We start from the raw sequence: 20,549 nt of genomic DNA on the forward strand, positions 1-20,549 counted from the left end.
ACCGCTTACTTCAAGAAATTGCAACCTTGATCGAATTCCCCGATATCGGTCCGATCCATCGGGCGGCACGTTCCTCCGCGAGCCGCATGGGGGCACCGCGAACGGTGAGCTGATCAAGGCGATCATCTGGCGGAGCCCATGGGAACTCGAGGCGGAGAACCACGACCCTCCGCCCCTCGTTCCTTCAGCCGTCCGGTCGTCAGCCGTCCCGGCGGGCGGGTGCCGGCGCCGGGTAGGAGGGGTCGAGCTCCTCGATGGCGCGCAGAGTCCCGCCGAGGGTCTTGACCAGCAGTTCACCCATGGTCTCGCGGGACAGCTCGGGGCGGTCGATCCAGTCGAGGGTGGCGCCCTCGACGCTGCACACCCAGGCGACCAGGCCCATACGGGCCGGCGGCTCGATGTCATTGCGGCCGTACGCCCCGTCGGCGATGGTCGCCACGATCGCCTCGCGCACCCCGTCCCGGATGGCGTGCACCTCGGTGTCGAAGCCGACACCGCCGCTGACGATCGCGCGGTAGGCGGCCTGGTTGTTCTCGGCGTAGCGCAGATAACCGTCGATGGTGCGGTGGACCCGGTCGACCTGGGCCAGTTCGAGGCCGCTCCCCGCATAGGAGACCAGGTCGGCGACGGAGTCCTGGATGATCGCCAGGTAGTAGCCGCGCTTGGACTGGAAGTAGTAGTAGATCAGTCCCTTGGCGACATGCGCCTCCCGGGCGATGTCGTCCATCGAGAGGGCGTCGTACGACGTGTCGGCGAACAGTCTTCGCCCGATGGCGATGAGTTCGGCGCGGCGCGCCAGCGAGCGCTCGGTGCCGCGCGCCCGGGGACGGGCGGCGGCAGCGCGCTGTTGACTGATATTCAATTTCGACCCTGGTCTCCTGCGGGCGGCGGGACATCCGCAGTATGGCAGGTCGGGTATGTCTCAGGTCACAGCAATCCGAGCTGGGTGACGAGCATCGCGATCACCACGACGAGGGTCCAGCCCATGATGTGCTCAAGGACCTTCGGGCCGTCTTCCCGGGGGCCGCCGGTGCGGGCGCGGGCGGCGGTGGCTGAGTGTGCGGTCATGGCTTCTCACTGCTGTCGGACGTATGGGGACTCCCCCACCGGTCCGTATCGCTCCCCGACCGGTCTGTCCACCTTGCCACCGGCAGTGGCGTTTGCGGGCGGAGACGTTGGTCACAGCGTCGACGGCCCCCGGTGTCGCCGGGGGCCGTCGGAGCCGGGTCCCAGCCCGGGTTCAGCCAGGGTTCAGCAGACGCCGACCGCTTCGAGCGCCTTGCGCTGGCGCGGGGTCGGATGTGCCGGGAAGTAGAGGTAGCAGACGCCGCCGGTGCCGGAGACGATCTTGCCGCTGGCGTTGTACCGCTTGGTCCTGAGCCAGATGTTCTCCCACTCGGACCGCTTGTAGACGCGGCGCACCGCCTCGTCGCCCGGCGAGGCCGGGTCGTTGGCGATCACGTCGCCGTCGGCGGTGAAGCCGATCACCGTCATCAGGTGCCCGGAGGTGCCGTAACCGGCCCCGGTCAGCTCGGTCTTGAGGAACGACTGAGACGTTATGGCCGGGATGCCGGCCGCGATCAGCGTCTCCAGGTCGGTGAGGGAGCCGAGCCGGGTGACCACACCCTGCAGGCCCTTGAAGGTGGCCGCGTAGGCGGCGTTGAACGGCCAGTTGCCGCAGCCGGCGTACTGGTAGTCGTACGTGGACCGGGCCGCGTGGCACACCTGGGGGTCCGTGTACGACGGATCGACCCACGCCAGCTGCTCGGAGGTGAGCCGGCCTCCCCAGTACTCGATGATCATCTGCGAGGAGGTGGGGCTGCACCACGCCTCGCCGCCGTTGTCGTACTGGGGGTACTGACCCGCGTGGATCTCCTGCGAGTAGCGCGGGACGATCAGCTCCTTGGCCAGGCCGGGAGTGGAGGCGGGGACCGTGAAGCGGTCGGGAATGTCGGAGCCCATCGCGCCGAGCCGCCACACCTTGGGCGTGAGCTCGGTGCCGGGCTTGCGGTAGAGGGTCAGCCGCAGCCGGTACGACACCAGGCGCAGACCCGACGCCGAGTCGTCGATCGCGAAGGTGTCCGTCCAGATGGTGCTCTTGCCGTCGGTCTGGTCGTCGACGGAGGTCCGCCTGATGTCCTGGTCGCCGGAGGCCCAGCGGCCCATCACGTACCAGGGGGTGTCCGTCCCGTCGGAGTACGTGCCCTGGAGCTCGACCTGGAGCCAGGTGCCGGCCGGGGTGCGGGCGTTCCAGGAGGCGATGACCTCGGTGGCGGGGACGGTGAGCTGGTGGACCGGGGAGGTCCAGGTCCCGTACTCCCAGGCGGCGGTGGTGCCGGTGTGCGGGTCCGTGTAGTCGCTGGTGCCGGCGGCGGTGCCGATCACGAGGCCCGGACGGACGCCCGCGACGGCCCGGGTGCCCTCGGCGGCGCCGCCGCGCCATTCGCGGTACGTGGTCCAGGCGCGGTTGTCGACCAAACGGGCCGGGGCTCCTTCGGCGGCGTCGGTGGGTACGGTGGCGGCGACCGCCGGGCCCGCGCTACCGGCAACGGCGGCGGCGACCGCTGCGGCCAGGACGGTTCTCCGGGACGGCTGTTCGGCTCTGCTCATGGGCGGATGACTCCAGGGTGTCCGAGTCGGGGCGGATCAATGCACGACTGTGCGCCCACTATGACCGCAGGCGGCATGTTCCTGCCAGCACTTCGGGCCATGCCACGCCCATGAATATTGGTCTCAACCACTGGCATGACCTGCGGCGGGAATCGACGGCGCGAGTGACCGGCAGGGCAGGGGACGCCATTAGACTTCTTCGGCGAAACCCGCTCCCCCACACCCCAGGAACGGCCATCCAGCACCTCGCCTCCCGGCTCCGCCGCCTCGCCCCGTCCTGCGGCCCGGTCCGTCTGATCGCGATCGACGGGCACGCCGGTTCCGGTAAGTCCACGTTCGCCGGGCAGTTGGCCGACTCCTGCGATGGGGCGCCGGTGCTGCACCTCGACGACATCGCCAGCCACGACGAGCTGTTCGCCTGGACCGGGCGGCTGCTGAGCCAGGTGATCGAGCCGCTCGGCCGCGGCGAGAGCGCGCACTACGCCCCGTACGACTGGCGCAGCCGGCGCTTTGGACCACCGCGCGCCCTGCCACCGGCCCCTGTGATCCTCATCGAGGGGGTCGGCGCCGGCCGCCGCGCACTGCGCCCGCATCTGGCGCACCTGCTGTGGATGGAGTTGCCGGGAGCGGAGTCCTGGGCGCGTGGACGGTCGCGGGACGGGGAGGAACAGCGGGACTTCTGGGACGGATGGGTCGAGGCGGAGCGCCGGCACTTCGCCGATGACCCCTCTCGCCCCTTCGCGGATCTTCTGGTGCTTCAGGGGAAGGAGGGGTACGAGGTGCTGCCGGGGCCCGCCGAAACGGTTGGACCGGACCAGAGGATCACGCACGGTGAGGGACCGCCCGCAGTGTGCTGAACTCGTGAAGACCCTTGCGCGTGAACTTCCGAGAGTGTTTCAACTCGGCTTGACCGGGGGCCCGTACAGGACTTACGTTCTCAATGTGCGGCATTCGAAGCCGCCCCACACACGCGAAGCCCCCGGTTGTTCCCCCGTGATCGGGGGCTTCGTTCTGCCCTCTCGCCGTTTTCCGGGCTTCTCCCAGCGGCCGCGAGGCGTGATTCGCTCACCCTCGGTCACCAACCCTGGCCCGCCCCATCTGCTCCCACCTCGCCAAACGTCCGGTACCGCACCCTTCGGCGGGCGACACCCCCGCAGGTACGATGCCCTCGGTGCGACCTACGGACGGCTGCTTCGCGCACCTGGCAACTCCGGTCCGCGGCACAGCGGTTCGACCAGGGCAACCGCCGGGCGACGGCTCGGCGGCATACCGACGGGGGCACGGTTTGTGGGGGACGTGACGTGATGGACTTCGGCACGCAGGGCCCGGAGGCCCCGGCCGACCTCGCCTGGCTGCGAGGCGTGGACGCCTACACGATGGGGGCCTATCCGCAGGCGGAGGAGGAGTTCCGGGCCGCGGTGCGGATCGACCCCGGAATGGCCGACGGGTGGCTCGGCCTGCACGCGCTGCGCGTCGACACGACGACCGCGCTGCTCAGGATGTTCCGCCACCGGGAGCGCTTCGGCGAACAGCGTGCCCGGCACCGGCGCACGCTCAACTCCTGGTACTGGCTGGGCTGGTGGGTGCAGCCGGTGCTGGAGAGCCCGCGCGACCTGCTGCTCGCGCATGCCTCCCACTGGCTCGACGGCCGCCATGTCCCGGAGCTGGACCGAGCGCTCGCCGGACTCCCGCCCGTCGATACCGACCCCCAGGTCCGCTTCCTGCACGCCTGCCGCGCCTACCTGGTCAAGGACTGGGAGCAGCTGGTCCGGCACACCGAGCCGCTGATCGACGACCCCATGCTCGGCATCGAGGCCGGCCTCTTCGGCGGCATGGCCCGGGTTCGCCTGGAGATGTACGGGCAGGCAGAACCACTGCTGTCGTCGGCCCTGATGCGCTGCCGCAGCGAGCAGCCGCAGCGCAAGGAGCTGCGGTACTGGCTGGCACGGGCTCACGAGGGCACCGGCCGGTCGGCCGCCGCGCTCCCCCTCTACCGGGCCGTGCACCGCGTCGACCCGGCCTTCATGGACACGTCGGCCCGGCTCGCGGCGATCGCCGAGGGCGACGGCTACGACGACCACACCGACCTCGCGGCGATCACGCTCACCGGGTCCGGGCAGGACACCGTGGACGGCCCGGACGTCCTCGACCCGCTCTTCGGCACCGAGGGCCGGGACCTGAAGTTCCCCGGGCCCGACCTGCCGCCGGCCGGTCCCCTGCCGTCGGCCACCGACCCGGCGGTGCGCGAGAAGACCGTCGTCCCTTCGTCCCCGATGCCCGCCGGGCCCACCGACCCCGGGTTACTCGAGGAGGCACTCACCGAGCTCGAGCGCATGGTGGGCCTGGAGCCGGTCAAACGCCAGGTCAAGGCGCTGTCGGCGCAGTTGAACATGGCCCGGCTGCGGGCCGGGCAGGGCCTGCCGGTGCAACCACCCAAACGTCACTTCGTCTTCTCGGGCCCTTCCGGCACCGGCAAGACCACGGTGGCCCGCATCCTCGGCCGCGTCTTCTACGCCCTTGGTCTGCTCGGTGGCGACCACCTCGTGGAGGCCCAGCGGGCCGACCTCGTCGGCGAGTACCTCGGCCAGACGGCCGTGAAGGCCAACGAACTGATCGACTCGGCCCTCGGCGGCGTCCTCTTCGTCGACGAGGCCTACTCCCTCTCCAACTCCGGCTACGGCAAGGGCGACGCGTACGGCGACGAGGCGTTGCAGGTCCTCCTCAAGCGTGCCGAGGACAACCGGGACCACCTGGTGGTGATCCTGGCCGGCTATCCCGAGGGCATGGACCGCCTCCTGGCCGCCAATCCCGGGCTGTCGTCCCGCTTCACCACCCGCGTCGACTTTCCTTCGTACCGCCCTCTCGAACTCACCTCGATCGGCGAGGTCCTGGCCACCGAGAACGGTGATGTGTGGGACGAGGAGACACTCGACGAGCTGCGCTCCATCGCCGGGCACGTGGTCGAGCAGGGGTGGATCGACGAGCTGGGCAACGGGCGGTTCCTGCGGACGCTGTACGAGAAGAGCTGTGCGTATCGGGATCTGCGGCTGTCGATGTATCCGGGGATGCTGACGAGGGACGACCTGTCGACGTTGCGGTTGCCGGATCTGATGCAGGCGTACGGGGAGGTGCTGTCGGGGAGGGGGCCGCAGGATCCGTCGGCCATGTGACGAATCCCGCGGCCCCGCCTCCGGATCAGCTCGCCAGCGCCCCCTCCGGCTCGTCGCTCACCCGCGGTTCCGTCACCTTGACCTCCGGGACCTCGCGGTGCGCCGGATCCCGTACCTCGCCGACCAACAGCTCCAGTACGTCCTCCAGCGCGACCAGGCCGAGCACCTTCCCGGAAGCGTCGGCGACCTGCGCCAGGTGTGTCGCCGCCCGCCGCATGACCGTCAGCGCGTCGTCGAGCGGGAGTTCGGACCGCAGGGTCGTCATGGGCCGCCAGATGTGCTGCGGCACGGCCCGCTGGGATTCCTCCAGGTCGAGTACGTCCTTGACGTGCAGGTACCCCATGAAGGCACCGTTCTCGGCCGCGATCGGGAAACGGGAGTACCCGGTGCGGCCGGTGAGCTCGACGATCTTCCCCGGGGTGACCGACGGGCTGACCGTCACCAGGGAATCGCGGGGCAGAAGCACGTCCATGACCGGGCGGGAGCCCAGTTCGAGGGCGTCCTCCAGTCGCTCCTGCTCCTCGGGGTCGAGGAGGCCGGCCTGGCCGGAGTCCTCCACCAGCCGGTTGAGCTGCTCACTGGTGAAGGCGGCCTCGACCTCGTCCTTGGGCTCGACACGGAAGAGCTTGAGGATGCCCTGGGCGCAGGCACCCAGAGACACCGTGATCGGCCGACAGACGCGAGCGAAGGCGACCAGGCCGGGGCTGAGCCACAGCGCGGCCTTTTCGGGGGCCGCCATCGCGAGGTTCTTCGGGACCATCTCACCGATGACGAGGTGGAAGAAGACCACGCCCGCCAGCGCGAAGACATAACCCAGCGGGTGGATCATGCCGTGCGGCAGGTGGATCGCCTCGAAGACCGGCTCCAGCAGGTGGGCGACCGTAGGCTCGGCGACCGCGCCCAGGGTCAGCGAGCAGACGGTGATGCCGAACTGGGCGGCGGCCATCATCTGCGGCAGCCGCTCCAGGCCGTAGAGCACCTGGCGGGCCCGGGCGGTGCCGAGCGGTTCGATCTGGCTGCGGCGGACGGACACGAGCGCGAACTCGGCGCCGACGAAGAAGCCGTTGGCGAGCACGAGCAGCGTGGCGAAGACGAGTTGGAGCACGCTCACCGGGCCGCCTCCATCACAGCGGCGGTCCTGACCAGGCGGACCCGTTCGGCACGGTAGTGACCGACCTGGCGCACGGACAGCCGCCAGCCCGGCAGTTCCGCCCGGTCGCCCGGGGCCGGGATACGGCCCAGGAGGTCGGCGACGAGGCCGGCGACGGTCTCGTAGGGGCCCTCCGGCACGTCGAGGCCTATGCGCTGCAGGATGTCGACGCGGCAGCTGCCGTCGACGTCCCAGGCGGGCTTGCCGTCCTCCGGCGGAGCGGCGGCGAGTTCGGGCACGTCCTGGCCGTCGTGCTCGTCGCGGACCTCGCCGACGAGCTCCTCGACGATGTCCTCCAGGGTGACCACGCCGGCCGTGCCGCCGTACTCGTCGACGACGACCGCGATGGGCTGCTCGCTGCGCAGGCGCGCGAGGAGCGGCTGTACGGGCAATGTCTCGGGGACGAGCAGCGCCGGGCGGGCGATGCGGCCGACCGGAGTACGCAGTCGGTCGTGCGCGGGGATCGCCAGGGCGTCCTTGAGATGGGCCATGCCGACGATCTCGTCGATCTTCTCCCGGTAGACGGGGAAGCGTGACAGGCCGGTGGCACGGGTCAGGTTGACCACGTCCTCGGCGGTCGCCGACGACTGCAGCGCGCTCACCCTCACGCGCGGGGTCATGACGTGCTGTGCGGTCAGCTCGCCCAGCGACAACGTCCGTACGAAGAGGTCGGCCGTGTCCTGTTCCAGGGCGCCGGCCTGGGCGGAGTGGCGGGCCAGGGAGACGAGTTCGCCGGGGGTGCGGGCAGAGGCCAGCTCCTCGGCGGGCTCGATGCCCAGGGCGCGGACGAGCCGGTTGGCGACGGCATTGAGCGCGGCGATCACCGGCCTGAACAGACGTGCGAACACGTGCTGCGGGCCCGCGACGAAGCGCGCGACCTGCATCGGCTTGGAGACCGCCCAGTTCTTGGGCACGAGTTCGCCGATCACCATCTGTACGGCCGCCGCCAGCAGCATGCCGACGACCACGGCGACGCCGGACGCCGCCCCTTCGGGAATGCCGATCGCGGCGAACGGTCCGTGCAGCAGCTCCGCGAGCGCCGGTTCGGCGAGCATGCCGACCACGAGGGAGGTGATGGTGATGCCGAGCTGGGTGCCGGAGAGCTGGAAGGACAGCTCCTTGAGCGACTCGACGACCGTGACGGCCCGTCGGTCGCCCTCGGCAGCGGCCTTCTCGGCCTCCGGGCGCTCGACCGTCACCAGGCCGAACTCGGCCGCCACGAAGAAGCCGTTGGCGAGGATGAGCAGGAACGCGGCTCCGAGGAGCAGCAGGGGGGTGGTCATGATGCCGCCGCCTCCGCATTCACGCGGACCTGTGCGTGGTCCGCGCTATGTCGGGAGGGGGCGGCGCAGGTACTGCAGGACGATCCGTCCATCGCCGGAGAGGGTCACTCCTCGGGTAGCAGGAACCCCTGTGCGCCGGGGCGGCACCACAGGGGCGGAGGCGCAGCGAAAAACGCCTCCGCCAACAGATTAATCAAGACACCGGCCTCTGCGGCAGGGTGGGCGGCCCCGAGTCACCCCTGATGTTGCTCGGGGTCGCGTATGGCACGGGCCTCGACGAGCGTCCGCAGGGTGCGCGCGTCGGCGATGGCACGCTCCTTGGCGATGCCGGGCTGGATGCCGAGCGCGGGCAGGCTGGTGCCGTCGCTGAGGTTGAGGAACACCCAGGGGTCGCCGGGACGCAGGTTCACCTGGAGGATCTCCGCCCAGTCCAGGCGCCGTCTGCTCGCGATGTTGACGACGGTGACGCCGGACTCGTCGGCGACGACCTTCACCCGGGCGAGCAGGGCCAGCACCCAGAAGACGAGGGCCCCGGTGACGATGAAGCTGAGTCGCTCCCCCGGGCCGAGCTGCTCCAGCAGCAGCGCGACAGCGGATATCACCACGAAGATCGCGACACCGGCGGTGAGCAGGACCGCGCGGGTGCGTCCTGGCCGGAAGGTGACGGGAAGGCTGGGCTGGTCGGACATCACTGTGCGGCTTCCTCGGACTCAGAGGCGGCAGGCGTGGATGGCCGTGGTCAGGATGGCACGGGCGCCGATGTCGTAGAGGTCGTCCATGATCCGCTGGGCTTCCTTGGCGGGGACCATCGCGCGGACGGCGACCCAGCCCTCGTTGTGCAGCGGGGAGACGGTCGGGGACTCCAGGCCCGGAGTCAGCGCGACGGCCTTCTCCAGCTGCTCGACACGGCAGTCGTAGTCCATCATCACGTAGGTCCGGGCCACCAGGACGCCCTGGAGGCGGCGCAGGAACTGCTGGACCTTGGGGTCCTCCGTGTCCGCGCCGGTGCGACGGATCACGACGGCCTCGGACTTCATGATCGGCTCGCCGAAGACCTCCAGGCCGGCGTTGCGCAGCGAGGTGCCGGTCTCGACGACGTCCGCGATGACCTCGGCGACACCGAGCTCGATGGCGGTCTCGACGGCGCCGTCGAGGTGGACGACGGAGGCCTCGATGCCGCTGTCGGCGAGGTGTCCGGCGACGATGCCCTCGTAGGAGGTGGCGACCGTCTTGCCCTTGAGGTCCTCGATGCCGTTCGCGGTGCCGGGCTTGGCGGCGAAACGGAACGTGGAGCGGGCGAAGCCGAGCGGGAGGATCTCCTCGGCCTCGGCGCCGGAGTCGATCAGCAGGTCGCGGCCGGTGATGCCGATGTCGAGGCGGCCGGAGGAGACGTAGATCGCGATGTCGCGGGGGCGGAGGTAGAAGAACTCGACCTCGTTGGCCGGGTCGACGATCCGCAGTTCCTTGGACTCGCGGCGCTGCTGGTAGCCGGCCTCATGCAGCATCTCCGCCGCAGGGCCGGACAGGGAACCCTTGTTGGGGACGGCGATGCGCAGCATGAGGTCGGCTTCCTTTGCTTGTTCGTGCGAAAAAATATGGGTGCGGGTACGGCTCAGAGGTGGGCGTAGACGTCGTCCAGGGAGATCCCGCGGGCGACCATCATCACCTGGACGTGGTACAGCAGCTGCGAGATCTCCTCGGCTGCCGCCTCCTTGCCCTCGTACTCGGCGGCCATCCAGACCTCGGCGGCCTCCTCGACGACCTTCTTGCCGATGGCATGGACGCCCTTGCCGACCAGCTCTGCGGTGCGGGAGGTGGCGGGGTCGCCGTTGACGGCCTTGTGCTGGAGCTCGGTGAAGAGCTCCTCGAAAGTCTTCTTGGACATGGTGGTCTCACCCTACGCGGTCCGGGCGGTACCTCAGCGCCAGGGTTCAGATACTGAGCGGAGGATGGCCGCGGTCGCCACCGCCGCGGTCACCGCCTCGTGCCCCTTGTCCTCGTTGGAGCCCTCGATGCCCGCCCGGTCCAGGGCCTGCTCCTCGGTGTCGCAGGTCAGCAAGCCGAAGCCGACGGGGACGCCGGTCTCGGCGGAAACCTGGGTGAGGCCCTGGGTGACGCCCTGGCACACGTACTCGAAGTGCGGGGTGCCGCCGCGGATGACGACGCCGAGCGCGACGATCGCGTCGTAGCCGCGGCCCGCGAGGACCTTGGCGACGACCGGGAGCTCCCAGCTGCCGGGGACCCTGAGCAGGGTCGGCTCGTCGATACCCAGGTCGTGCAGGGCGCGCAGCGCGCCGTCCACCAGACCGTCCATCACCTTCTCGTGCCACTGCGCCGCGATGACGGCGACCCGCAGGTCACCCACATTGCGTACGGACAGTTCCGGTGCGCCCTTGCCGCTCACGTCTCTCCTCAGTGCTCTCTCTTACTGGTTGCCGCAGGTGGACGCGGTGGGCGCGTCCAGCCAGGGCAGGTCGTGGCCCATCCGGTCCCGCTTGGTGCGCAGGTAGCGGAGGTTGTGCTCACCCGCCTGTACGGGCATCGGCTCGCGGCCGGTGACCTTGAGCCCGTGCCGCAGCAGCGCGTCGGTCTTGTCGGGGTTGTTGGTCATCAGACGCACGCTGCGGACGCCGAGGTCCTCGAGGATCTGCGCGCCTGCGCCGTAGTCGCGGGCGTCGGCGGGCAGGCCGAGTTCGAGGTTGGCGTCGAGGGTGTCGTGGCCGCGCTCCTGGAGTTCGTACGCGCGCAGCTTGGACAGCAGGCCGATGCCACGGCCCTCGTGTCCGCGCAGGTAGACCACCACGCCCCGGCCCTCGCTCTGGATGCGCTCCAGGGAGGCGTCCAGCTGGGGGCCGCAGTCGCAGCGCTGGGAGCCGAAGACGTCGCCGGTGAGGCACTCGGAGTGGACGCGGACCAGGACGTCGTCGCCGTCGCCGATCTCACCGTGGACCAGGGCGACGTGTTCGACGCCGTCGACGGTGGAGCGGTAGCCGTACGCCGTGAACGAGCCGTGTGCGGTGGGCAGGTGGACCTCGGCCTCGCGGCGGACGGTGGGCTCCGAGGTGCGGCGATAGGTGATCAGGTCCTCGATGGAGACGATCGTCAGGCCGTGCTTGCGGGCGAACGGGATCAGCTCGGGCAGGCGCAGCATGCGACCGTCCTCGCCGGCGATCTCGACGATCGCGCCGGCCGGGCGCAGGCCCGCGAGGCGAGCCAGGTCGACGGCGGCCTCGGTGTGGCCGTTGCGGACCAGGACTCCGCCGCTCCTGGCGCGCAGCGGGAAGATGTGGCCGGGGCGGACGAGGTCGGTCGGCTCCGCCGTACCGGTCGCGAGGAGTTGGAGCGTGGTGGCGCGGTCGGAGGCCGAGATGCCGGTGCTCACTCCGTGAGCGGCCGAGGCGTCCACGGAGACGGTGAACGCGGTCTTCATGGACTCGGTGTTGTCCTCGACCATCTGCGGGAGCTGGAGCCGATCGAGTTCGTCGCCCTCCATGGGGGCGCAGATCAGGCCGCGGCACTCGCTCATCATGAAGGCGACGATCTCGGGGGTGGCCTTCTCGGCAGCGATGACGAGGTCGCCCTCGTTCTCGCGGTCCTCGTCGTCGACGACCACGACCGGGCGGCCGGCCGCGATGTCGGCGATGGCCTGCTCGATCGGGTCGAGCGCGAAGTCCTCGAAGCCGTCGGTGCTGTACAGGATCGGTGCCGCACTCATGCCGGCGCTCCTTCCAGAGCGGGCTGCGGACCCTTGCGGGAGCGCAGCCACCAGTCGCGCATGCCCCACAGGACGAGCGCGCCGTAGATGATGTAGACGAAGCCGGAGAAGGCGAAGCCGTTGGCGAAGTTCAGGGGTACGCCGACGACGTCGACGAGCAGCCAGGCGAACCAGAACTCGACCATGCCGCGGGCCTGGGCGTACATGGCGACGATGGTGCCGACGAAGATGTAGGCGTCCGGCCAGGGGTCCCAGGACAGGGACGGGTACGCCTTGAACAGGAGGGCGACCACGACGGTGCCGACGGCGGCGGCCGCGACCAGCACCGCGCGCTCGCGCCAGCTGGCGAAGCGTACGGTGATGTGGCCGTCCTCGCCCTGGCCCTTGCCTCGGTTCCACTGCCACCAGCCGTACACGGCGACGACCATCACGACGATCTGCTTGCCCGCGCTGCCGGAGAGGTGGGCGGTGGCGAAGGCCGCGAAGAGGATGAGACCGGAGACGAACTGGGCGGGCCAGCTCCAGATGGAGCGCCGCCAGCCGAAGGCCAGGGCGATCAGACCAATAATGTTGCCGATCATGTCCGACCATTTGATGTGCTGGTCGAACAGGACGAAGGCCTCGGAGTTCAGCCAGTTCACTTGGTCGCCCCCTGACCGGCCGCGAGCAGGCGCTCGACGTACTTGGCGACGACGTCCACCTCGAGGTTGACCGGGTCGCCGGGCTGCTTGAGGCCGAGCGTGGTCAGGGCGAGGGTGGTGGGGATGAGGCTGACGGTGAAGTAGTCGGGGCCGGCGTCGACGACGGTGAGGCTGATGCCGTCGACCGTGATGGAGCCCTTCTCGACGACGTAGCGCGCGAGGTCCGCGGGGAGGGCAACCTTCACGATCTCCCAGTTCTCGGACGGCTTGCGCTCCAGGACCCGGCCGGTGCCGTCGACGTGGCCCTGCACGATGTGCCCGCCGAGGCGTGCGCCGACGGCGGTGGGGCGTTCGAGGTTGACGCGGGAGCCGACGCTCAGGGCGCCGAGGCTGGAGCGGTCGAGTGTCTCGGCCATGACGTCGGCGGTGAACTCGTCGCCCTCGTGCTCGACGACGGTGAGACAGACTCCGTTCACGGCGATGGAGTCGCCGTGCTTCGCGCCCTCGGTCACGACGGGGCCGCGCAGCCGGAAGCGGGAGGCGTCGCCGAGATTCTCGACGGCGGTGACCTCACCCAGCTCTTCGACGATTCCGGTGAACACTTCCCGGGTCCTCCTGCCACGTTGGGGCACGGACTCCGGGGCCTGTCGATGACGACAGTAATCACGGGCTACGACACCGGGGGCGACGCCGGACAGACTCATCCATATGGATGAGCACATACGGCGGCGCGCACGAATGCCCGCCCGCCGCGCACTGCCTCCCATCCGGACTTTAACCGTCGGTCCAGGAATTTCACCTGGTCAACCGGTCACTGGAAGCGACCGGGTCGCGGACTATAACCGCCGGTTCGGACTTTCACCGACCCCGGAGTGCGCTGCTTTAGGTACAGGGCCAGTGTGCCACGCCTGATAGGCATCCATACGGGCGAACGGTGTGGGGTGGCTCACAGGCCGCGTCGCTGGACTTCTCGGACGGACCGCCCCGCCGGACCCAACTCCCGTACGCCCGCACACACTTGAGATTGATCCATACCTATTGACGCATTGGTCTAGTCCTATCTAGGGTCGCACGCAGACGTGGATTCGCGCCCGGCCCCCGGGAAGGACAGGCCGGCCCGGCGGCGGTGACGACGGCCCTTGCCCGCCGCCGGGCCCCCATTCCCCTCCGCCCCCGTTCTGGCAGGGTGAAGGCATGACGACCGCGATCGCCGAGGAGTTCGAGAGTCACCGACCCCGACTGTTCGGCCTGGCATACCGCATGCTGGGCTCCGCCGACGAGGCCGAGGACACGGTCCAGGACGCCTATCTGCGCTTCAGCGGCGCCGACCGCACGCAGATCGAGCACTCCGGGGCCTGGCTCGCCAAGGTCGTCAGCAACCTCTGTCTCAACCGGCTGACCTCCGCCAGAACCCGGCGCGAACAGTACGTCGGGACCTGGCTGCCGGAGCCCGTGGCCACCTCCGACGGCACGCTCGGCCCACTGGAGTCGGCCGAGCAGCGGGACGCCGTGTCCATGGCCCTGCTGGTGCTGCTGGAGCGGCTCACACCGACCGAGCGGGCCGTGTACGTGCTGCGGGAGGCGTTCGGGTACGGGCACCGGGAGATCGCCGAGGTACTGGAACTGAGCGACGCCAACTGCCGCCAGCTGTACCGGCGGGCGGTGCAGCGCGTGACGGCGCCGGAGGGCCGTTTCGCGCCCGCCCCCGAGCGGCAGGCGGAGCTGGTCACGTCGTTCATCACGGCGGCCCGGGAAGGCGATCTGGCCGGCCTGGAGAAGCTGCTCGCCGCCGACGTGACCTGGTGGGGCGACGGCGGTGGAAAGGTCACGGCGGCCCGACGGCCGGTGCGGGGGCGCGAGAAGGTCGTCCGGTTCCTGGTGGGCGGGGCCCAGAGGTTCACCGCGGGCCTCGACTTCACGGTCGCCGAGGTCAACGGCGCGAGCGCGCTGGCGGCGTGGGCGGGCGACAGCCTCGTCGGCGTGGTCACGTTCGAGCTGCGCCACGGGTTGATCACCCAGCTGCGGGCCGTGGTGAACCCCGACAAGCTGGACTTCCTACGGCGTCAGCTCAGCCGGCCGTAGCGCCTGTCACTTTTCGCGGGGCTGCTCGGTCTGAGCTGACGAAGGGCGCTCCGGCCGGGAGCGCCCGGTGTCCGAAGGGGCTGAACAGTATGGCCACGATCCTGGTGACCGGCGGTACCGGAACCCTCGGACGGCTCGTCACCGGGCGGCTACGGGGGGACGGGCACGAGGTGCGGGTACTCCGCCGGCACACCCGATTCCCCGGGCCCGAACAGCTCCCCCTGAGCCGACTCCCGAGCCGTCAGCAGTGCCCCCCTCAGGACCGCCCCACCGCCCAGCGTGCTGCACCGCACCTCCGTGGGCAGCGGTGACATCCGGCGGATCCGTGCCTCGACCCGGGCGGCGAGCACCTCGCCGCCGGCCTGCCCCACCTCGCCGCCGAGGACCACGCAGCCGGGGTCCAGCACGGCGGCGACGGAGGCGACGCCGACGGCGACGCGGTCGGCGAGGGCGTCGAGGAAGCGGGCGGCGGCGGTGCCGGCTGAAGTCACCGCTTCACGGACGATGACGGCGGCCTGCGGTTCGTGACCCGCCGGCGGTACCGGGATGCCGTACTCCCTGGCGAGGTCGGTGATCGCAGCCGACCCCGCCAGGGAGTGGAAGCCGCCCTCGCACCCCGTGGCCGAGGGGAGCCCGTCCGTGCCCGGGACGGGAAGGAAGCCGATCTCACCGGTGCCGCCGGAGGCGCCGCGGCGCAGGGCGCCGTCGAGGATCACGGCCGCGCCGGTGCCGTGGCCGAGCCAGAGCAGGACGAAGGTGTCACGGCCGTGGGCCGCGCCGTCGCGCTGCTCGGCCAGTGCCGCGAGGTTGGTCTCGTTCTCGACGATGACCCGGGCGTCGGGGAACCGCTCCTGGAGGGCGGCCACCAGTCGGCGGTGCCATTCGGGCAGGCCCGTGGAGTCCCGCAGTTCGCCGGTGGCCGGGGCGATGAGGCCGGGTGCGCCGATGCCGACGGTGTGCAACCGGTCGGCGCCCGCCTCCTTCGCCGCCCGTTCGACCAGCGCGACGGCCTGCTCCAGTGCCGGTTCTGTGCCCGTGTCGCCGCCGATCGGCACCGACGCCTCGGCGAGCACCTCGCCGAGCAGGTCGGAGACGACCACGGCGACACCCTCCGTGCGGACGTCGAGGGCCGCGAGATGGGCGAGGTCGGCGACGATGCCGTACAACCGCGCGTTGGGGCCGCGCCGTTGCTCGCCCGACTCCCCCACCACCGCGATCAGGCCGGACGCCGTGAGGCGTTCGACGAGGTCGGCGACGGTCGGCCGGGACAGGCCGGTGAGCTGTTTCAACTGCCCTGCCGTCAACGGGCCTTCCTGCAACAGCCGCAGGGCGAGCCGGTCGTTGATGGCCCGGGCGGTGCTCGGGGATGCGGGCATGCCGGGAATCCTCCCAGATCGGCGGGACCGCACGGCGGGCGACCTGCGCCGCCTTCGTGCCGCGTGGCCTCTGATCCCCTATCTATCAGGCAGGGTCCCTGATAGTTTACGGCAGCGTTTGCGTTGCGGGGAACACGGTCCGGGAGGGACGGGACGATGAGGGAAGTGGTCTACGAGGCGTCGGAGGTGCGGCGCGCCCGGTACGCCGTGGCGGCCGTGTTCGCCGTGCACGGCGCCGTCACGGGGTCGTTCGCGACCCGGGTGCCGTGGATCCAGGACCATGCCTCGCTCAGCACCGGCCAACTCGGGTTCGCCCTGGCCTTCACGGCGTTCGGCGCCTCCTGCTCCATGCCGCTGGCCGGCTGGATCAGTCACCGCTTCGGCAGTCGCACGGCCCTGCGCGGCCTGATCGCGCTCTGGACGCTGTCCCTGATCCTGCCGTCACTGGCACCGAACCTGTACACGCTGTGTCTTGCGATGTTCGTCTACGGCTCCAGCGCGGGTATGGCGGATGTCGCGATGAACGCGCTGGGGGTCGAGGTCGAGCGCCTGCTCGACAAGTCGATCATGTCCGGTCTGCACGGAATGTGGAGCACGGGGGCACTGATCGGCTCGGCGGCCGGCACGCTCGCCGCGCACCTGGGATCGGACGCGCGTCTGCATTTCGCCCTGGCGGCCGCGGCTCTCACTCTGCTCGGCGTGCTCGCCTGCCGTTGGGTACTCGACCTGCAACCGGCGGAGGACGAGGAACCGCCGCCACGGTTCGCTCTGCCGCCGCGGTCGGCGTTGCTGATCGGCGCGGTCGGCTTCTGCGCGGTGTTCGCGGAGGGGGCCAGCCTGGACTGGTCGGCGGTGTATCTGCGTGACCGCCTTGAGGCGTCGGCGGGTCTCGCGGCGGCCTCGACGACGGGCTTCATGCTGACCATGGCGGTGGCCCGGCTCGCCGGGGACGCGGCGGTGAACCGCTTCGGCGCGGTGCGCACGGTCCGCGCGGGCGGTGTCCTCGCGGCGCTCGGCGGGCTGCTCATCGTGCTCGCGGGTCACCCGGCGGCGGCGATGGGCGGCTTCGCGCTGATGGGCCTCGGCATCGCCGTCGTCGTACCGCTGTGCTTCGCGGCGGCCGGCCGCAGCGGTGCCAACCCCAGCCAGGCCATCGCGGGCGTCGCCACGATCACGTACACCTCGGGCCTGATCGCGCCGAGCCTGATCGGCGGGGTGGCGCAGGCGACCAGCCTGATGGTGTCGTTCTGCCTGGTGACCGTGCTGGCGTGCGGACTCGCGGTGTTCGGGGGCGTGCTGCGCGCCGGAGAGCGCGACCGGCCGAAGGTCAGTCCGCAGGCCGCAGCAGTTCCCGACCCGCGGCCCTGAACTTCTCGCTCCACGGCGCGGGTCGCAGGGTGGCCGCGTCGAGCCGGACCAGCACCCGGGTGCCCTGCGCGTACGTCACCGCCCCGTCGGCCGAACAGAACCGGAAGCCGTACGTCAGGCCGGTGTTGCCGAGCCGTGCCAGCCAGAGGTGGACGGCGTACGTGCCGGTCCGGGTGACCGGAGCCTCGTACGTGATGTGCAGCTCCTTGACCGCGTTGCAGGCGTCGCCGGCCGCTGCCCAGTCGCCGTCGAAGCGGATGCCGTGTTCCTGCCACAGCTCGGTCCAGGCCCGCTCGACCATCAGGGGGTAGCGGGCGTTGTGCAGCAGGCCCAGGGCATCGAGGTCGTCGAAGTGGACGGTGACGGGGATGAGCCGGCCGTAGGACAGGGCGGGGGTCATCGGGGCTTCGGCGGTCACGGGTGGTGCTCCTGACACTGATGAGACGCTTACGTCCATCCTAAGCGGACGCTCAGGAGCCTCGGCCGGGACGGTCCTGGTCAACCCCGACCCGGAAGGCCCTGGTCAGCCCGGACCCGGGAGGGCCCTGCTCAGTCGCGTCCCCGACAATGGTGCGTACATCCGCACGTACGACGAAAGTGAAACCGCACCATGGATCTTGGCGTCCGCTGGAAACTGCACGGCGACGGACGCAACCCGGCGCCTGGAGCGGTGGTCCGGCCCGACGAGCGGCTCTCGTGGCCCCGCACGGTCGGGCTCGGCGCCCAGCACGTGGTGGCCATGTTCGGGGCATCCTTCGTGGCCCCCGTCCTGATGGGCCTGGACCCGAACCTCGCGATCATGATGTCCGGGGTCGCCACCGTGATCTTCCTGCTCGCGACCCGCGGCCGGGTACCCAGCTATCTCGGCTGCTCGCTCTCCTTCGTGGGTGTCGCCGCGGTCATCCGCGCGCAGGGCGGCACGAGCGCCACCGTGACCGGCGCGGTCTTCGTCGTCGGCGTCGTGCTGTTCCTGGTGGGTCTCGCCGTGCAGCGCTTCGGGGCACGGATCATCCACGCGGTGATGCCGCCGATCGTCACCGGCGCGGTCGTCATGCTGATCGGCTTCAACCTCGCCCCGGTGACCGCGTCGACCTACTGGCCGCAGGACCAGTGGACCGCCCTGCTGGTCATGCTCTTCACCGGTCTGGCCGTCGTCTGTCTGCGTGGTTTCTGGTCACGCATCGCGATCTTCCTGGGCCTGGTCTTCGGGTACGCCATCTCCTGGGCCTTCGACCGGATCTTCGGCAAGATCCACTCGGTGGACGCGAGCGGCAAGGTCACCGACCACTGGCGGCTCGACCTCTCCGGCGTCGGCAAGGCCGACTGGATCGGGCTGCCGTCCTTCCACGGCCCGTCCTTCCAGTGGTCGGCGATCCTGGTCGCGCTGCCCGTCGTCATCGCGCTGGTCGCGGAGAACGCCGGACACGTCAAGGCGGTCGGCGAGATGACCGGGGACTCGCTGGACGACAAGCTCGGCACGGCGATCTCGGCGGACGGTGTCGCCTCCATGCTGTCGACAGCGGTCGGTGGCCCGCCCAACACCACGTACTCCGAGAACATCGGCGTGATGGCGGCAACCCGCATCTACTCGACGGCCGCCTACTGGGCCGCCGCCGGCTTCGCGCTCCTGTTCGGCATCTGCCCCAAGTTCGGCGCGGTCGTGGCCGCGATCCCGGGCGGCGTGCTCGGCGGCATCACCGTCATCCTGTACGGCATGATCGGCCTGCTCGGCGCCCAGATCTGGCTGCACGCCAAGGTGGACCTGCGCAACCCGTTGAACCTGGTGCCGGCCGCGGCGGGCATCATCATCGGCGTCGGCGGCGTCTCCATGAAGTTCACCGACAACTTCTCCCTGAGCGGCATCGCGCTCGGCACGCTCGTCGTCATCACCGGCTACCACGCGCTGCGCGCCTTCGCGCCCGCACACCTCAAGGAGCAGGGGCCCCTGCTCGACGAGGGCGTGTCGGCCTACGACGAGGAGTTCCCGCCCGCCAAGTCGTAGGCGTACGACGGCGTGAACGTGCCGGCCGCCCCCTTGCACCCGTCCGACTCCCCCGGCAGCTTCACCCACAGGTAGGCGTCGATGCGTGCCTCTCCGGTGGTCAGCGTGGGCGCCCGGCCGATCTTCCGTCCGTCCGGATCGCACCACTCCCCGTCGGCCGGGGCGCCGTTGCCGTTGCGGCTGGTGTCTATCACCGCGCCGAGACCCGCCCGGCCACCGAGGGCGTCGAGGACCTCCCGGTCGTAGGTGATCTCGTCGGCCGTGCGGTGGAAGTTGGAGACGTTGCTGAAGATGCCGTCGGAGGACGCGGCCGAGGCGGCGCCCGCCTGTTTCAGCAGGGCCGCCTGCTGCGCGGGCGGGTTCCAGGCGGAGTGCCCGGCGTCGTAGTACACACGCGCCTTCGGGTTCGCGGCCTTCAGGACGCGGCCCGCACGGGCCAGCGAGGCGAACCGGGCGGCGCGGTCCGCGGCGGACAGGCAGTCGGCCTGCGCGATCGAGTCGGGCTCCAGGATCACCATGACCTCGCCGGAGCCCAGCCCGGCCGCGAAGCCGTCGATCCAGCGATCGTAGGCGTCGAGGTCGGACGCCCCGCCCTCGGACGCCCCGCCGCAGTCGCGGTCCGGGATCGCGTACACCACGACGGCCGGCACCCGGCCCTGCGCGGCGGCCGAGGAAGTGACCGCGCGGACCCGGGGCGCGATGGTCGCGGAGTCGGCGTCGGTGAACCACACCGCCGCCGGCTGGTCGGCGATACGGGACTCGATGACGGCCGCACGGGGATCTTCCGGGTGGTCGCGGACCCAGTCGACCACCTGGGAGTCGGAATGGTGGTAGAGGCGCCGGGACACGGTGGCTGCCGGCCGGCCTCTCCCGGTCCTGGCCGGGGAGGCGGTGGGGCTCGCCTTCTCCTTCGGGGAGGGTGAAGGGGACACCTTCGTCGCCGAGGGCGCGACCGAGGGCACGGCCGGCAACGAATCCAGGCGCGGCGAACTGGTCACGTCGGGCCGGGCCTCGTCGGAACCCCGGCCGTCGTCGAGCGCGGACATCATCCCGGTCGCGGTGCCGACGGCCACCACCACGGACGCGGCCGCGACCATGGCGCCGCGCCCGACGGCGCGCCTGTGCCTGGCCCGGCGTGCGGCCAGGCGCTGG

The 20,549-nt window shown here is 70.7% G+C and carries 20 protein-coding genes, 1 pseudogene and 1 riboswitch; of the genes and pseudogenes, 6 read left to right on the plus strand and 15 right to left on the minus strand.

Annotated elements, in window-relative coordinates; translation table 11 throughout:
* Nucleotides 1–199 precede the first annotated feature (199 nt).
* The 3 genes from ACFY16_RS34235 to ACFY16_RS34245 form a co-directional block, all read right to left on the minus strand.
* Nucleotides 200–862, minus strand: coding sequence for a TetR/AcrR family transcriptional regulator (locus ACFY16_RS34235; protein WP_390651121.1), 663 nt, complete (start codon nt 860–862; stop codon nt 200–202).
* Nucleotides 863–927: 65 nt separating this feature from the next.
* Nucleotides 928–1,068, minus strand: coding sequence for an SCO1431 family membrane protein (locus tag ACFY16_RS34240; RefSeq protein ID WP_390651122.1), 141 nt, complete (start codon nt 1,066–1,068; stop codon nt 928–930).
* 183 nt (nt 1,069–1,251) lie between these two features.
* Complete coding sequence (locus ACFY16_RS34245; RefSeq protein WP_390651123.1) at nt 1,252–2,610, minus strand: peptidase C39 family protein; 1,359 nt, start codon at nt 2,608–2,610, stop codon at nt 1,252–1,254.
* Between the two features lie 236 nt (nt 2,611–2,846).
* Here ACFY16_RS34245 and ACFY16_RS34250 point away from each other — a divergent pair, with 236 nt between their 5' ends.
* Both ACFY16_RS34250 and ACFY16_RS34255 read left to right on the plus strand, forming a co-directional pair.
* A complete protein-coding gene (locus ACFY16_RS34250; RefSeq protein ID WP_390651187.1) occupies nt 2,847–3,467 on the plus strand; it encodes a uridine kinase in 621 nt (206 codons plus the stop codon).
* Between the two features lie 447 nt (nt 3,468–3,914).
* Nucleotides 3,915–5,780, plus strand: a complete 1,866-nt coding sequence (locus ACFY16_RS34255) for an AAA family ATPase (RefSeq protein WP_390651124.1) — start codon at nt 3,915–3,917, stop codon at nt 5,778–5,780.
* Nucleotides 5,781–5,805: 25 nt separating this feature from the next.
* Here ACFY16_RS34255 and ACFY16_RS34260 read toward each other — a convergent pair whose 3' ends face one another.
* The 9 genes from ACFY16_RS34260 to ACFY16_RS34300 form a co-directional block, all read right to left on the minus strand.
* The gene (locus tag ACFY16_RS34260; protein ID WP_390651125.1) at nt 5,806–6,891 is read right to left on the minus strand and encodes a hemolysin family protein; all 1,086 of its coding nucleotides are present in this window, start codon (nt 6,889–6,891) and stop codon (nt 5,806–5,808) included.
* Complete coding sequence (locus tag ACFY16_RS34265; protein ID WP_390651126.1) at nt 6,888–8,213, minus strand: hemolysin family protein; 1,326 nt, start codon at nt 8,211–8,213, stop codon at nt 6,888–6,890. Before ACFY16_RS34265 ends, ACFY16_RS34260 begins: the two co-directional genes overlap by 4 nt.
* 233 nt (nt 8,214–8,446) lie before the next feature.
* Entirely contained in the window at nt 8,447–8,902 is a 456-nt protein-coding gene (locus ACFY16_RS34270; protein WP_390651127.1) for a PH domain-containing protein, read from the minus strand.
* Nucleotides 8,903–8,923: 21 nt separating this feature from the next.
* Nucleotides 8,924–9,772 carry an ATP phosphoribosyltransferase gene (gene hisG, locus ACFY16_RS34275; RefSeq protein WP_390651128.1) on the minus strand — a complete coding sequence of 283 codons (849 nt, stop codon included), beginning with the start codon at nt 9,770–9,772 and terminating at the stop codon, nt 8,924–8,926.
* Nucleotides 9,773–9,825: 53 nt separating this feature from the next.
* The gene (locus ACFY16_RS34280; protein ID WP_030048796.1) at nt 9,826–10,098 is read right to left on the minus strand and encodes a phosphoribosyl-ATP diphosphatase; all 273 of its coding nucleotides are present in this window, start codon (nt 10,096–10,098) and stop codon (nt 9,826–9,828) included.
* A gap of 33 nt (nt 10,099–10,131) precedes the next feature.
* Complete coding sequence (ribH, locus tag ACFY16_RS34285; RefSeq protein ID WP_390651129.1) at nt 10,132–10,617, minus strand: 6,7-dimethyl-8-ribityllumazine synthase; 486 nt, start codon at nt 10,615–10,617, stop codon at nt 10,132–10,134.
* Between the two features lie 21 nt (nt 10,618–10,638).
* Nucleotides 10,639–11,928: a bifunctional 3,4-dihydroxy-2-butanone-4-phosphate synthase/GTP cyclohydrolase II gene (locus tag ACFY16_RS34290; protein ID WP_390651130.1), complete on the minus strand. Its 1,290-nt coding sequence runs from the start codon at nt 11,926–11,928 to the stop codon at nt 10,639–10,641.
* Nucleotides 11,925–12,569, minus strand: a complete 645-nt coding sequence (gene pnuC / locus ACFY16_RS34295; protein WP_390651131.1) for a nicotinamide riboside transporter PnuC — start codon at nt 12,567–12,569, stop codon at nt 11,925–11,927. Before pnuC ends, ACFY16_RS34290 begins: the two co-directional genes overlap by 4 nt.
* The gene (locus ACFY16_RS34300; protein WP_390651132.1) at nt 12,566–13,171 is read right to left on the minus strand and encodes a riboflavin synthase; all 606 of its coding nucleotides are present in this window, start codon (nt 13,169–13,171) and stop codon (nt 12,566–12,568) included. The genes pnuC and ACFY16_RS34300 overlap by 4 nt, the downstream gene beginning before the upstream one ends.
* Before the next feature lie 147 nt (nt 13,172–13,318).
* Nucleotides 13,319–13,449: riboswitch (FMN riboswitch) on the minus strand.
* A 314-nt stretch (nt 13,450–13,763) separates the two neighbouring features.
* Here ACFY16_RS34300 and ACFY16_RS34305 point away from each other — a divergent pair.
* Together ACFY16_RS34305 and ACFY16_RS34310 are read left to right on the plus strand one after the other, a co-directional pair.
* Nucleotides 13,764–14,651 carry an RNA polymerase sigma-70 factor gene (locus ACFY16_RS34305; protein WP_390651133.1) on the plus strand — a complete coding sequence of 296 codons (888 nt, stop codon included), beginning with the start codon at nt 13,764–13,766 and terminating at the stop codon, nt 14,649–14,651.
* 89 nt (nt 14,652–14,740) lie between these two features.
* A pseudogene (locus tag ACFY16_RS34310) lies at nt 14,741–14,848 on the plus strand (NAD-dependent epimerase/dehydratase family protein); the annotation flags it as partial.
* Here the strand turns inward: ACFY16_RS34310 and ACFY16_RS34315 are convergent.
* Complete coding sequence (locus tag ACFY16_RS34315; RefSeq protein WP_390651134.1) at nt 14,801–16,027, minus strand: ROK family transcriptional regulator; 1,227 nt, start codon at nt 16,025–16,027, stop codon at nt 14,801–14,803. The pseudogene ACFY16_RS34310 and the gene ACFY16_RS34315 sit on opposite strands and share 48 nt — an antisense overlap.
* 156 nt (nt 16,028–16,183) lie before the next feature.
* On the opposite strand from ACFY16_RS34315, the gene ACFY16_RS34320 reads away from it, so the two are divergent.
* Entirely contained in the window at nt 16,184–17,395 is a 1,212-nt protein-coding gene (locus tag ACFY16_RS34320) for an MFS transporter (protein ID WP_390651135.1), read from the plus strand.
* Here ACFY16_RS34320 and ACFY16_RS34325 read toward each other — a convergent pair.
* Nucleotides 17,355–17,813, minus strand: a complete 459-nt coding sequence (locus tag ACFY16_RS34325; RefSeq protein WP_390651136.1) for an acyl-CoA thioesterase — start codon at nt 17,811–17,813, stop codon at nt 17,355–17,357. The two genes, ACFY16_RS34320 and ACFY16_RS34325, sit on opposite strands and share 41 nt — an antisense overlap.
* A 192-nt stretch (nt 17,814–18,005) precedes the next feature.
* Between ACFY16_RS34325 and ACFY16_RS34330 the strand changes: the two genes are divergently transcribed.
* The gene (locus ACFY16_RS34330) at nt 18,006–19,397 is read left to right on the plus strand and encodes a uracil-xanthine permease family protein (protein WP_390651137.1); all 1,392 of its coding nucleotides are present in this window, start codon (nt 18,006–18,008) and stop codon (nt 19,395–19,397) included.
* Here ACFY16_RS34330 and ACFY16_RS34335 read toward each other — a convergent pair.
* Nucleotides 19,364–20,494, minus strand: a complete 1,131-nt coding sequence (locus ACFY16_RS34335; protein WP_390651188.1) for a glycoside hydrolase family 6 protein — start codon at nt 20,492–20,494, stop codon at nt 19,364–19,366. The two genes, ACFY16_RS34330 and ACFY16_RS34335, sit on opposite strands and share 34 nt — an antisense overlap.
* Nucleotides 20,495–20,549: the final 55 nt, after the last annotated feature.

Origin of the sequence: Streptomyces sp. NPDC001315, assembly GCF_042896175.1 — a bacterium.
GTDB lineage: Bacteria > Actinomycetota > Actinomycetes > Streptomycetales > Streptomycetaceae > Streptomyces.

Bases quoted from the DNA above. Each gene is read 5' to 3' on its own strand.
- ACFY16_RS34240 (WP_390651122.1), bottom strand. From the start codon at position 1,068: ATGACCGCACACTCAGCCACCGCCGCCCGCGCCCGCACCGGCGGCCCC.
- ACFY16_RS34245 (WP_390651123.1), bottom strand. From the start codon at position 2,610: ATGAGCAGAGCCGAACAGCCGTCCCGGAGAACCGTCCTGGCCGCAGCG.
- ACFY16_RS34255 (WP_390651124.1), top strand. From the start codon at position 3,915: ATGGACTTCGGCACGCAGGGCCCGGAGGCCCCGGCCGACCTCGCCTGG.
- ACFY16_RS34265 (WP_390651126.1), bottom strand. From the start codon at position 8,213: ATGACCACCCCCCTGCTGCTCCTCGGAGCCGCGTTCCTGCTCATCCTC.
- ACFY16_RS34270 (WP_390651127.1), bottom strand. From the start codon at position 8,902: ATGTCCGACCAGCCCAGCCTTCCCGTCACCTTCCGGCCAGGACGCACC.
- hisG (WP_390651128.1), bottom strand. From the start codon at position 9,772: ATGCTGCGCATCGCCGTCCCCAACAAGGGTTCCCTGTCCGGCCCTGCG.
- ACFY16_RS34280 (WP_030048796.1), bottom strand. From the start codon at position 10,098: ATGTCCAAGAAGACTTTCGAGGAGCTCTTCACCGAGCTCCAGCACAAG.
- ACFY16_RS34290 (WP_390651130.1), bottom strand. From the start codon at position 11,928: ATGAGTGCGGCACCGATCCTGTACAGCACCGACGGCTTCGAGGACTTC.
- ACFY16_RS34305 (WP_390651133.1), top strand. From the start codon at position 13,764: ATGACGACCGCGATCGCCGAGGAGTTCGAGAGTCACCGACCCCGACTG.
- ACFY16_RS34315 (WP_390651134.1), bottom strand. From the start codon at position 16,027: ATGCCCGCATCCCCGAGCACCGCCCGGGCCATCAACGACCGGCTCGCC.
- ACFY16_RS34320 (WP_390651135.1), top strand. From the start codon at position 16,184: ATGAGGGAAGTGGTCTACGAGGCGTCGGAGGTGCGGCGCGCCCGGTAC.
- ACFY16_RS34330 (WP_390651137.1), top strand. From the start codon at position 18,006: ATGGATCTTGGCGTCCGCTGGAAACTGCACGGCGACGGACGCAACCCG.
- ACFY16_RS34335 (WP_390651188.1), bottom strand. From the start codon at position 20,494: ATGGTCGCGGCCGCGTCCGTGGTGGTGGCCGTCGGCACCGCGACCGGG.